Raw genomic sequence first — 12537 nt, forward strand, 5'->3', positions numbered from 1 at the left:
TAAGTATTTAATTTTACAAAAATAAAATACTTTTATTTTTTAGTTTTTAGGTTTTGTGAACAAAATACAAATTATTTAAAAAACTCCGGTTTAAATAACATAAAGCTATCCTGAGATGATGTAGGTAATGGAGTTAAATTATATTGCGGATCGAAAGCGTTCCCATAAATTTTTTCTATTTTTTGGAGCGAATTTGGAGATTTTAAAGCCAATAATATTGATTTTAAAATAGTAAAAATTGCTATATACGGATCGGTTTCGGGGGAAGATAAGCGATGTTCTAAACGTTTTGGAAAAGAATTTGGAATTCTTACGGCTACGCTTCTATTATTTCCACCGTACGATATATGTGTAGGAGCCATAAATTTTTTATTTATCCGTGAATAATCTAGAGTAGTCGGCATAAAAGCGAGTAGGGTGTCTAACATATAGTGACATAGCCCTTGTGCTGCTAAAATTATATAATAATCATTGAAATCGGAATTAAAATTAATATGAAAATGCATACTATTACCATAATCATCCAAAAACGGCTTAGGAGAAAAATCTATATAACCGTTTAACTGCTGTGCCATTTTTTTTAAAATAGTTTTAACCTCTAATATATTTTTTATATATTGTATTAAGTTTACAGAAGGAGGAAGATCTATTTCAAATTGGTTATTGCCTTTTTCTTTTTTTATTTTAGAAATTTTAAATCTAGCTAAGTATTTTCTTGAAAGTATTTCAAATTTAGCTATATCAATATTGTGGCTTAAATAAAACTCTATTTCTACGCCAATAATAGGGATTAGGTTATAGTCTTGATGAAATTGTGCTATTATTTTTTCCAGCTGTTTATTTTTTTGTAAACGACCGGATAAAGTATTAATAAAACTATTATAATTAATATGGGGTATTTTCATGGAAGGATTAATAAACGGATCAGTTTATTATAAAATTTTTGATAAAACATTCAATAATTCTAGTCATAGATATATAAAAAAAAATAACTCTATAAATGAAACAGAAATAGTTGAAAACAAAAAATCTATTACTACTTATTTTAAAGCACAAGATATTTTAATTTTAAACCAAGTACATGGCAATCAAATTGTTAATGCTGATGAGTTCATAATTGCCGTACCTGAGGCAGATGGAAGCATTACAACTAAGAAAAATTTAGTATTAGCGGTACAATCGGCAGATTGTGTACCGGTATTACTTGCAAGCGGTGACGGTAAAATAATCGGAGCGGCACATGGAGGTTGGAAAGGAAGTATAAATAATATTATTAGTAATATAGTTACTAAAATGGCAGAAAAAGGAGCAAAGAATTTAATAGCAGTGATAGGTCCTGCTATAGCTCAAAGTTCATATGAAGTTGATGATGAATATTATAAAGCTTTCTTAAGTAAGGATATTAACAATAAACAGTTTTTTATAAACTCTATAAAAGAAAATCATTATATGTTTGATTTACCGGCTTTTGTAGAGTTAAAACTTAAAGAAGCAGGTGTCAAAGATATAAAAAATATTGCTGAAAATACTTACACAAATCCGTTAAAATATCCAAGTAAAAGACGCTTATATCATTTGCAAGAACCTTATAATCAGAATATATTATCAGCTATCGTAATTAAATAATGGCATTGCTAAATAAATATTGATGGTTTGAAAAAGCTACGTCATTGCAAGGAGACGTTGTTGCATGGATCGAAAAACGCACTGGGTGTCATACCGTGGCTTGACCACGGTATCCAGAAAAATAACTTAAAATACTAATAATCTTAGTATTTTAAACTGGATCCCGCGATCAAGTCGCGGGATGACACTGGAAAAACTGATACACGCAACAATGCTCGCTCGCAATAACGATATCTATCTTTATTTAGCAATGCAAAAATAACTCTTCATTTATCCGGAGTATATTAATGAATCAAGAGAAACATTACTATCAAATAGTTTATGCACCAAACGATATTTTTAAAAAACAAGCAGAATATATAGACATTGTTGATGATAATATTCGTACTATTGTTGATAAAATGCTTCAGACTTTACATATAGAAAGGGCAGTGGGCTTGGGTGCTAATATGGTAGGAATATTAAAGCGTATAGCGGTAGTTGACCTACATGAAAATAATAAATCATCGCCTATAGTTTTTATTAATCCGGAAATAACTTATTTTTCGGAAGAAAAACAAACTTTTATTGAGGGTTCTTTATCGTTTCCAGGCATTGAAGCATCTATTACACGATCAAAAGCAATCAAGGTAAAGTATCTTGATTATAACGGTAATAAGCAAGAACTAGCAGCAGAAGGCTTTTTAGCAACTGTAATTCAGCATGAAATAGATTATTTAAACGGCAAAACTTTCTTAGATTATTTATCAAAACTTAAGCATGATACACTACTTAAAAAGATGCTAAAGCATATAAAACTCCATCCTCCACATATTCACGGTAGCGGTTGTAGGCATTAATTAATTCTTAAAATTTATTTTTATTAATAAATATGGAGGAAATATTTTATGTATCAACAACAACCGAATATATCTAATCAATATCCGGAAGAATGCTATATATCACAAGAAAAAGGAATACTTAGAACACCTCGCAATTTATACAATAATTCATTAGAAAATATACCATTTGCAAAATGGATGAGATCTAAAGAAGGAGTAACATCAACAGTAATATATTTATATTTACAGACAATTAAAGATTTACAAAAGGCTTTAGTATTCGGAATTGCCGACGCCGCAACACTTCTAGCATATCTTTGTTATAACGGTTTTGGTGACAAACTAAATATAGATAAAATAAAGTTATTTATAGCTGTAGGAAAAAACTTAGGTAGCGAAATATGTACGCGATATATGGAAGGACAAAATGATGAAACTTTTGACCTTACTGAATTTTTACAAAATAATAAATCTTTTAAATAAAGCCGAGCGATTTGCTAATATATGTAAATCTAATGCAACAAATACTTCTAATGATACTGTATTATATAAGGATACAGTTTTAGAAGCTTTTCGTCCATTTCTTAGAGCGTATTTGCTTGACATTTTTAAAATTCATTTAACATTACAAGATAAAATAGAGTATTATGGACATAGAGGAACTATAAAGTATATAGGAAAAAGCGTTATTGAAAAAGTGTTTGATTTTGGCGAGAAAATTCATGAATTTATTGACACCGGTAACAATAAAAACGTTAGTACTAATGTCAATACTAGTGGAGCTACCACTGCCGTAACAACTACTACTACAACTTATTCAAATAATCATAAACCTTATAAAACTACTGAAATCAGAAATGAACATAATAAATGTTACGGTGAAATACGTGAAGAAACAATAAAAACACATATAAAATTTAGATTAAATAAACATTATCCAATAACAATTATAGAATATAGATCTCTTTCTCTTCCTGATAAAATAATCCCTGGCTGATCTTTTGATTTTAAGTTTGTTCTTAGCGGTCCTAACGGCGATAAGATGGAGGCAAAAGATAACGCTTATCTAGGAATTAATTATAATCTTGAAGGTAAAATATGTAAATTAACTGTACCAAATCCTCCCGTAGTTTCTTAAAACCCTCTTTGGCCTGCTTTAGTCATGTATCATGGTCAGATTTATACATTACCTGTAAATAGTGGACACTATAACTACTTAGTACAAAAAGTATATGAACATAGCGGAATGGTAACAATAGGGCATGAAGATCCTCCTTATTCTTTAGAATTAATAGGTTGATATTTTTAGTTTTCTGATATGGGAGTATGGCTAAACTACAAGAAGGAGATGAGAAGCAAAAATCACATTTTCACAAGTCGCAGCCAAGCTTCCCAGTCACGTTTGCCTAAATCTTTTTCAAACGATAATAAGTCTTTTACCGTCTGCTTACATATTTCTACGGAAGGGATTATAAGCTCTTGTTCTTTTGTGAAATTTAGTAAACATTGCGTTTTACAAGCTTGTTCTAAATGGTAAGTATAAAACATAGCTTCATGGATAGTTTTGCCGCAGGTAATAGCACCGTGATTACGAAGTAACATCACGTAATTTTGCTTAAGGTCATTAACAAGTCTAGTGCTTTGCTTGTCAGCATCTAGCACTAGAGAATTATAATCATGATATGATATTCTATCGTAAAAATGTAATGCCCATTGACTGATCGGTAAAAGCCCGCATTTTAAAGCAGAAACGGCAATAGCTGCAGGAGTATGATAATGAAAAATGGCAGAAATATCAGAGCGTGCTTTATAAATACTACCATGAATAAAGTAACCGGTTTTATTATATTGATATTCTTCCCCTTCTAAAATTTTTCCGTCTAAACTAACTTTTAAAAGATTCTCTGTAGTTACTTCTTCAAACCTTAGTCCAAAAGGATAAATATAGTAAAAATCGGCATTTTTAGGTCTTGCGGATAGATGCGTATAAGTATGATCATCCAGCGATAAATACGCCATTATTCGGTAAGCGGCAGCTAAATTATATTTTATATCCATTATTGTTAAAATCTATATTGGTTTTATGTTATTCTCGCGTAGACTGGTTTTTTATTGTCTGTCATCCCGCGACTTGATTGCGGGATCCAGTAAAAATATTAAAACAACTAATACTAATTGTTTTTTTGGATACTGTGGACAAGCCACGGTATGACAACAAAAAAGTTTGGATTCCCGCCGTTGCTGGAATGACATAGGAGCTGTGCAACAAATCCTCAGCGCTATTTAAAGGGAGCGTATACTGCTTCTTTCTCTGTTTCTATAATCGCTTCTTTAGGAGCTTTTATACATTCTCGTAAAGATTTTTTCCCTAAATACGGTGCTAGATTATAATTTAATATATAACATTGTAAATTATCTTTCTTACCGCTAAAGTTAAATTCAATTTTATTTCCTTGCTCCAATAGCTTTTTAATCTCTGTCGTTTGCTGGATAAAATTCTTTTGTTCTAAGTTTAAGTGCTTGATTCTTAGTATATTTTTTACTACGGAAAACGTAGAAACAGCAAGAAGCAAAAGAAATATAAATAACTCTTTATTACTTTGCTTATTTAAGAAAATACTATTTTTAATATATGCAGCTGCAATCATTCCGATACCGATAACATAGCATCCTAGATATCTAAGTAACGATGCTCCTCTAATTGCCTCCTCATAACTAAAGTTAAAGAAATATAAATATAACCGCCACAAAGCAAAAATTATAAAACACGCAAACGTACTTATCAGGAAAAATTTATATTCTTTCAACAAATCAGGTTTATATTTACGAATTCCGTACCATGCAGCTATACAAATAGTATATACAACTAAACTTCCTTCTTTTACTAAGAATAACAAGAGAAATTTACCGTAATTTAGTAATAATGATCTATGCTGTTCATTAAAATTTTCAGCAATGTATATTAAATTGCTAAAACTATGTTCGCCTCTGTCAAAAAAATCATGAGTATTTTTAAAATAACTCATCCAAATAAAATTACACAAAATCGATAAGGTAAGTAGAATTAGATATATAATGTAATCACTTGATTTTTTATGTTTTTTATAAAAAATTGTATAATGAGCTATAAGAATTACTGAAGCAAAACTAGCAAACCATGTTCCAATTTCTCGGAAAGAGGCAAGTAATATCGTAATAGGTAAAATAAGCAATAATGCTTTTTTCTTGTCTTCCTCAAGGATATAAATTGCAAAAATAGCTCCGAACATTAAGCCAATAGTACTATCGTTATATATTGAGCGAATTCCGGTCGTATATAATACTACACTACAAAGTAAAAGTGTGAACAACACACCGGTTTGCCACAATTTCTTATTTGCGGCTAAAGGAGCTAGAAATGCTAAATGTAATAAGAAATGAGCAAATAATACGTTACCGTCCGAATAACCTGAAAGTAACAGCATAAAATAATGATAAACAGCAGCTCCTCTTGGATAATGGGCATGAGTAGTAATAATGGAGGTTAACGAAGACTGATTCTCAAAAACACCGAAATATAGCAATTCTTTAGTAAATATCCCCCAATGTGAGAAATCATCATAAGTATGCAGCGATGCATCTCTGGTATAAAGAAAAAACAAAAGAATCAATAAAGTAAATACAATGATTTCAATTATATTTTTTCTAGATTCCTGCTTCCGCAGGAATGACATGAAGGAGGTATTATTGCGTAGATCAAGAAATACGTGCGGTGTCGTACCGTGGCTTGACCACGGTATCCAAAAATATAACTTAAAAATACTAAACATTTTTAATTGGATCCCGCGATCAAGTCGCGGGATGACAGGAACGGAGCCAACCCCTGCAACAACGCCTATGAAATGCAGGAATGACATGAAAGCTAAAAATATACCGATGAAATAACTTACATATGTTGCAGCCGGTAATAGCTTTAACATAGCAAAACAATATAAAACCGGTACTAATATGCTGATTGTTACAGGAATAACGAAAGTCAATTTTGTTTTGAAATATTTGGCAAAAAAAGACGAAAACCCAAAAATGCTTAATATCGGTATTATGATCATATTAATTTGTAAATAATTTTTCCGTCATTGCGAGGAAAAACTGAAAATTTTGACGAAGCAATCTCAGGATATTTGATAAGATTGCCACGCGGTCTTCGACCGCTCGCAATGACGGGGTAGTGTCTCCTCGCAATGATTATATATTATCACCCATGTTTAATTTTAGCTTGTGCTGCGGCAATTCTTGCTATAGGGATTCGGTATGGAGAGCAAGAAACATAGTTTAAATTCATTCTGTGAAAAAATTCTATAGAGCTAGGGTTTCCTGCATGCTCCCCACAAGCTCCGAGTTTCAAATTAGCATTACTGCTTTTTCCTCGTTTTATAGCAATTTCAATTAATTCTCCTACACCTTCTTCATCTAGAGTAGTAAATGGATCGGATTCAAAAATCTTCTCTTCTAAATAATATGGAAGGAAGGAAGCAATATCATCTCTAGAAATTCCGTAGGTAGTCTGAGTTAAATCATTAGTACCAAAACTAAAATAGTCAACTTCCTTAGCTATTTTCTTACTGCCGAGTGCTGCCCTTGGTAGTTCTATCATAGTACCGAGCGTAAAGGAAATTTTATATCTATAACGTTGCTCTAATTCCTCTATTACCTCATAAATATCCATTTTAAGCTTTTTTATTTCACCTACATTGCTAATTAAAGGAATCATTAGTTCTAAGTTACATTCTATATGTTCTTTTTTATGGAGCTCAAAAATAGCTGTAAAAATTGCTTCAATTTGCATTTGGTAAATTTCCGGCGAACATATACCAAGTCTACATCCACGGTGACCGAGCATAGGATTTACTTCATGCATAGCATGAAGACGTTGATTAATCATGGATAAAGGTAGATTTAAGCTATTTGCCAAATTCTTTTTATCTTCTTCGGTGGTAGGTAAAAACTCATGCAACGGCGGATCAAGTAATCTAATATTTACTGGTTTATCTTTCATTACTCTGAATAAAGCTTTAAAATCCTCAGTTTGCAGAGATAATAATTTCTGCACGGCAAGCTTTCTCCGTTCTATATCAGGAGCAATAATCATTTCCCTTACTAAAGGAATTTTATTTTTATCAAAAAACATATGTTCGCTACGACACAAACCTATACCTTGAGCTCCAAACTTTATAGATACTAAAGCATCGTTAACCGTTTCGGCATTTGCACGAACTTTTAAGCTACTAATATCGTCTGCCCAATCTAAAATTAATTTTGATTCCTCACTGAAAGTAGGTTGAATTAACGGCATTTCACCTAAGAAGATTTTACCACTACCTCCGTCAATCGTTATAATATCACCTTGTTTAATAACTATGTCGCCTGCTGTTAATATTTGCTTTTTCTCATCTATAGATAAATTACTTGTGCCGCAAACACAAGGCTTCCCCATACCTCTTGCCACAACTGCGGCATGTGAAGTCATTCCCCCTCTAATAGTTAAAATACCTGAAGAAACATGCATTCCATTAATATCCTCGGGACTAGTATCATGGCGTACTAAAATTACTTTATGATGATGAGATAATTTTTCGGCATCATAAGGTGAGAATACTGCAATACCTGTTGCAGCCCCAGGAGAAGCAGGTAGCCCCTCGGCAATAGAAGTAAGCCCCTTACTGTAATCAATTCTTGTATGTAATAATTGATTTAATGATTCCGGATCAATTCGCATTAAGGCTTGTTCTTTAGAAATAAGCTTTTCTTCTACCATTTGTACGGCAATATTAATAGCAGCGATGGCTGTTCTTTTTGCGGTACGTGTTTGCAAGATATATAGCTTATTATTTTCTATAGTGAATTCTATATCCTGCATATCTAAGTAATGTTCTTCAAGCTTTTTCGCAATTTGTGATAACTCCTTAAACACTTCCGGCATCATTGCTTGCATAGAATTTGAATCATTTGCAATAATAGGCATAGGTGTTCTAGTTCCCGATACTATGTCTTCACCTTGAGCATTTATTAAAAACTCTCCAAAGAGCTTTTTTTCTCCTGTAGAAGGTGATCTAGTAAAAGCAACTCCCGTAGCTGAAGTTTTACCTAAATTACCGAAAACCATTGCTTGAATATTAATAGCCGTACCGAAATCCTCCGAAATATTATTGATTTTTCTATATATAACCGCTCTATTACTCATCCAAGAATGTAGCACCACTTTAATTGCCGATTCTAATTGTTCATAAGGATCATTAATTAGTTGCTTAGTATACTTAATATGCAACCGTTTGAAATCATCAATAATTTTTTCTAATAATTCTGCGGTAATATCGCTATCTTTATAAATATCGGCTTGAATCTTGTGCTTTTCGTAAATTTGTTCAAATAGATCACTAGGTATAGATAATACCGTTGAACCGTACATTTCTAAAAATCTTTTGTAACTATCAAGAGCAAATCGTTTATCACCGCAGGAATCCGCAAGAGCATTACACACTTCGTTATTCATTCCAAGATTAAGGATAGTATCCATCATTCCAGGCATTGAAATCGTAGAGCCCGAACGCACCGATAATAACAAAGGATTGCTTGTACTGCCGAAAATTTTACCGGTAGTTATTTCAAGTTCGGTGATAGCTTTTTTTAAGTCGCTTTGAAAATTTTTAGGAAAGTTATTATTGTGGGTATAAAAGTAATTACATAGCTCTGTAGTTATTGTAAAACCATCAGGAATAGGTAGTTTTAGGTTAGACATTTCAGCAAGACCGGCACCTTTGTTACCAAGTATATTCTTCATGCTAGCGTTTCCATCACTACCATTACTGCCAAAATAATAAATTAATTTTTTCATATCATATATCAAAATTTGCTAACAATTTATGTGTTTAGAAGCATTAAATACATATTTATACAGTATGAAAAAAATAGTAGCAATGTTAAATTAAGAATATCTTTAATAAAATAGTTGAAATTTTAAATTTGTTAGTATACTTATTAATTTAATTATATTCTGTGTACAAAAGTCAAATTTTCAAAAAAAATCTTATTAATTTTCGCTAAAAAATATCTCAAAATAGCAAGTCAATTAGAAACCTTCACAGAACCTAATAAGTTAATTGAACTTCTTCTAAATGTTATTGACTAATTTAAGAAAATTGACCATAATTCTAAACGGTCGTGCAGTTGCGTGATGATATAGCAAAGCTATAGATCACGAGGAAAGTCCGGACTCTATAGAGGTATGGTGCCGGTTAACCTCCGGCAGAGTATTATTACTTTAGGGAAAGTACCACAGAAAATATACCGCCGAATATGAATATTTCGACACAACTTCAAATTTTGAAGTTCTATCTTAGTATTTTCGGTAAGGGTGAAAAGGTACGGTAAGAGCGTACCGGTAAGTTGGTAACAAATTACGCATGGTAAACCCCACCAAGAGCAAGATCAAATAGGCGTTACAGAACTTATCAAGTTCCCGGGTTATCTCTAACCGGCTTGTAATGCGGGTAGATCGCTTGAGGTAAACGGCAACGTTTATCCTAGATAAATAACTGCAATGAATTTCTATTCATACAGAATCCGGCTTATAGACCTTATTTGTCATCCCGTGACCCTTATGTCATTCCTGCGAAAGCAGGAATCTAGCAAAATCTATAAAAAACTTGTTTTTTTATAGACTTGTTTTATATTTTTCTGGATTCCTGCTTTCGCAGGAATGACATACGAAGTGTTTGTACAATATAGGACAAGACCACGAGATGACACCGAACTTATTATGACATAATTTAATGAAAAAGTTATATCATTATCCTATTTGTCCTCTTTCAAGACAAGCCCGTGTCTTCTTAAAAGAATTAGATATAGAATTTACTACGATTAAAGAAGATTATTGGCAATTCAATAAAGATTTCTTAAAAATAAATCCTGCCGGAACATTGCCTATTTTAGAAGAATCATACGGCTTATTTGTGGTAGGTATTTATCCTTTTGTTGAATATCTTAATAGCAAATATCCGAATTTTAATTTTTTAGATGAAGATATTGATATTTGCTGTGAAATTCGGAGATTATTTTTTTGGTTTAACGATAAATTTTATCGTGAAGTTACTAAGATTATTATCGATGAAAAAGTTATAAGATCAATTGCTAAAATGAGCAGCCCACGAACCAAGTTTTTACGTGCTGCAAAAAATAATTTAAATTATCATTTAGAATATATAACTTCTTTACTAGAAAAAAGAAGTTATCTTGTATCGGATTCTTTAACTATTGCCGATATTGCCGCAAGTTGTCACTTATCGGTACTCGATTATTTCGGTGAGATTTATTGGGATAAATGGACGCTTATCAAACATTGGTATTCACTAATTAAATCAAGACCCGCTTTTAGGTTATTACTACAAGATAGAATCCCGGGCTTTACCCCTCCGAACTATTATACAGATTTAGATTTTTGAATAGACTTCTTCGGAAACTCTACTTCTAGAGGTAATTTGTGTGTCAATCCGCTGCTCGCATTCTCTCACATACTTCTATGTACGCTGTGGTGCTGTGCTGCGTGTTTCCTACAAATTCCTCTCTATAAGCGAGTTTCCGAAGAAGTCTAATATATAATTTAATAATTTGATTCTTTCCGTATCATGAGCTTTTAGTATTTTACGAATATTATTAAGAGATTGATTTTTTATGAGTGCAGGCTCATATTCAAGATGAACTCCACTTAAAATAGCTTTCCCATCACCGTAAGTACATTTTATTATTACAGGTTTATTATCTTCATAACTTGCTATTATTTCAGTATCTTTAGTATTTTCTGCATCAACAAAATATCCACCGCCATTATAAAAAGCATAACAATCCTTAATATTTAAATTAAGTGTTGGATTTATTTTTAGATAAGCGGCTCTTGCTCCTTTATGTGAGTTGTAATAATAAGGAGCAAGCAGCGGTCCTCTAACCGTTCCATTGAAAATCTTTAATTCTCTTTCACCTATAACCTCTATATTTGTTCCTTTAGCGAATTCTACATAGTTACCGCTATAGTAACTGCCTGCACATATCCCAAGAAAATTACCGCCATTTTTTAAATAATTTTTTATATTAGCATTTCCTTTACCTTGCAATTTTTGTACATAGTATAAATCTCTTCCACCAAGTAAAATAAGTAATAAGGTGTTTTGAACCCACTTTTCGCCTATAATTTCTTGTGCAGTAATATAATCTACGTTATACTTTGGAGCATAAAGTCTTAAGGTATGCACGCAATGCTTAATACTTTCTTTTGAAACTCCTAGATCATTATAAATTTTTATTTTCATTTTTATATTCTTGACAAGGACATTATATAATTCTATTTAGTGCAATTACTTAAAAATAAATTATGAGGCAATTTTATGCAACTTAATTCAATCTCACTACCGTTAACCAAAAGGCAAGCAATAGAAATAGTTTTAGGAGTGGTATTACTTACTATTTGTTCACAAATAGTAATACCTATGAAGCCTATATTTATTTCATTGCAAACCGTTGCAGTGATGTTCATCGGACTTACATATAATAAGACTACTGCACCTTTAACTATACTATCTTACATAACTCTTGGAACAATGGGAATCCCTGTGTTTGGAGAGTTTTCGAGCGGGTTACGAATATTATTCGGTCCCACCGCAGGATATCTAGCGGGTTTTGTAATTGCCGTATATATTATGGCTAGCTTAAAAGATAAAATTTTTACTTCTAATAAATGGTTAAATCAGATATCTTTATGTTTAATCGGTAATATAATTATTATGAGTTTTGGCTGGATGTGGCTTTCTAAACTCTTAGGACCAAGCGGTGCATTTTACGGTGGTGTATTACCTTTTATAATACCGGGAATAATTAAATCAGTATTATTAATTGGACTTATTAATGTAGTAAAACCAAAAACTCGATGAACTTCAAAATTTGACTATTTCAGCGTCATGCTGTGGCTTGACCACGGCATCCAGAAAAATAATAAAAATACTAATAATTATTAGTATTTTTTAACTAGACCCCGTGGACAAGCCACGGGGTGACATAGGTGGAA

General features: G+C 32.0%; 13 protein-coding genes, 1 other RNA gene and 2 pseudogenes. 9 read left to right on the forward strand and 7 right to left on the reverse strand.

The window, feature by feature from the left end; genetic code table 11:
* Window positions 1-71 precede the first annotated feature (71 nt).
* Window positions 72-905, reverse strand: coding sequence for a type I glutamate--ammonia ligase (locus MB29_RS00530; RefSeq protein WP_023508179.1), 834 nt, complete (start codon window positions 903-905; stop codon window positions 72-74).
* Between MB29_RS00530 and pgeF the strand changes: the two genes are divergently transcribed.
* Window positions 904-1626, forward strand: a complete 723-nt coding sequence (gene pgeF, locus MB29_RS00535) for a peptidoglycan editing factor PgeF (protein WP_032138625.1) — start codon at window positions 904-906, stop codon at window positions 1624-1626. The two genes, MB29_RS00530 and pgeF, sit on opposite strands and share 2 nt — an antisense overlap.
* Before the next feature lie 50 nt (window positions 1627-1676).
* Here pgeF and MB29_RS14425 read toward each other — a convergent pair.
* Window positions 1677-1860, reverse strand: a pseudogene (locus tag MB29_RS14425) (hypothetical protein); the annotation flags it as partial.
* 53 nt (window positions 1861-1913) lie between these two features.
* Between MB29_RS14425 and def the strand changes: the two are divergent.
* From def to MB29_RS11055, 4 genes are all read left to right on the forward strand, one after another.
* Window positions 1914-2465: a peptide deformylase gene (gene def, locus MB29_RS00540; protein ID WP_032138626.1), complete on the forward strand. Its 552-nt coding sequence runs from the start codon at window positions 1914-1916 to the stop codon at window positions 2463-2465.
* 48 nt (window positions 2466-2513) lie between these two features.
* Window positions 2514-2930: a hypothetical protein gene (locus MB29_RS11045; protein WP_215426144.1), complete on the forward strand. Its 417-nt coding sequence runs from the start codon at window positions 2514-2516 to the stop codon at window positions 2928-2930.
* Complete coding sequence (locus MB29_RS11050) at window positions 2887-3444, forward strand: hypothetical protein (RefSeq protein WP_215426145.1); 558 nt, start codon at window positions 2887-2889, stop codon at window positions 3442-3444. The genes MB29_RS11045 and MB29_RS11050 overlap by 44 nt, the downstream gene beginning before the upstream one ends.
* A gap of 165 nt (window positions 3445-3609) precedes the next feature.
* Window positions 3610-3747 carry a hypothetical protein gene (locus tag MB29_RS11055; protein WP_215426134.1) on the forward strand — a complete coding sequence of 46 codons (138 nt, stop codon included), beginning with the start codon at window positions 3610-3612 and terminating at the stop codon, window positions 3745-3747.
* Between the two features lie 62 nt (window positions 3748-3809).
* On the opposite strand, the gene MB29_RS00550 is transcribed toward MB29_RS11055, so the two are convergent.
* The gene (locus MB29_RS00550; protein ID WP_032138627.1) at window positions 3810-4505 is read right to left on the reverse strand and encodes a class II aldolase/adducin family protein; all 696 of its coding nucleotides are present in this window, start codon (window positions 4503-4505) and stop codon (window positions 3810-3812) included.
* 221 nt (window positions 4506-4726) lie between these two features.
* Window positions 4727-6406: a hypothetical protein gene (locus MB29_RS14430; RefSeq protein WP_324607262.1), complete on the reverse strand. Its 1680-nt coding sequence runs from the start codon at window positions 6404-6406 to the stop codon at window positions 4727-4729.
* A 28-nt stretch (window positions 6407-6434) separates the two neighbouring features.
* On the opposite strand from MB29_RS14430, the gene MB29_RS13575 reads away from it, so the two are divergent.
* On the forward strand, window positions 6435-6551 hold the full coding sequence (locus tag MB29_RS13575; protein ID WP_324607263.1) for a pyruvate phosphate dikinase: 117 nt from the start codon (window positions 6435-6437) through the stop codon (window positions 6549-6551).
* 130 nt (window positions 6552-6681) lie between these two features.
* Here MB29_RS13575 and ppdK read toward each other — a convergent pair whose 3' ends face one another.
* Window positions 6682-9318, reverse strand: a complete 2637-nt coding sequence (ppdK, locus tag MB29_RS00560; RefSeq protein WP_032138629.1) for a pyruvate, phosphate dikinase — start codon at window positions 9316-9318, stop codon at window positions 6682-6684.
* Between the two features lie 316 nt (window positions 9319-9634).
* On the opposite strand from ppdK, the gene rnpB reads away from it, so the two are divergent.
* Both rnpB and MB29_RS00565 read left to right on the forward strand, forming a co-directional pair.
* An RNA gene (rnpB, locus tag MB29_RS08980) (RNase P RNA component class A) lies at window positions 9635-10071 on the forward strand.
* 184 nt (window positions 10072-10255) lie between these two features.
* Window positions 10256-10924, forward strand: coding sequence for a glutathione S-transferase family protein (locus MB29_RS00565; RefSeq protein WP_032138630.1), 669 nt, complete (start codon window positions 10256-10258; stop codon window positions 10922-10924).
* Here MB29_RS00565 and MB29_RS13580 read toward each other — a convergent pair.
* Together MB29_RS13580 and MB29_RS00570 are read right to left on the reverse strand one after the other, a co-directional pair.
* Window positions 10912-11090: pseudogene (locus MB29_RS13580) on the reverse strand (palindromic element RPE1 domain-containing protein); the annotation flags it as partial. The gene MB29_RS00565 and the pseudogene MB29_RS13580 overlap by 13 nt on opposite strands.
* Window positions 11033-11785 carry a BPL-N domain-containing protein gene (locus MB29_RS00570; protein WP_032138631.1) on the reverse strand — a complete coding sequence of 251 codons (753 nt, stop codon included), beginning with the start codon at window positions 11783-11785 and terminating at the stop codon, window positions 11033-11035. The gene MB29_RS00570 and the pseudogene MB29_RS13580, both read right to left, overlap by 58 nt.
* Before the next feature lie 75 nt (window positions 11786-11860).
* Between MB29_RS00570 and MB29_RS00575 the strand changes: the two genes are divergently transcribed.
* A complete protein-coding gene (locus MB29_RS00575; RefSeq protein WP_032138632.1) occupies window positions 11861-12403 on the forward strand; it encodes a biotin transporter BioY in 543 nt (180 codons plus the stop codon).
* The last annotated feature ends 134 nt before the right edge of the window (window positions 12404-12537 follow it).

The organism is Rickettsia tamurae (assembly GCF_000751075.1).
Lineage (GTDB): Bacteria > Pseudomonadota > Alphaproteobacteria > Rickettsiales > Rickettsiaceae > Rickettsia > Rickettsia tamurae.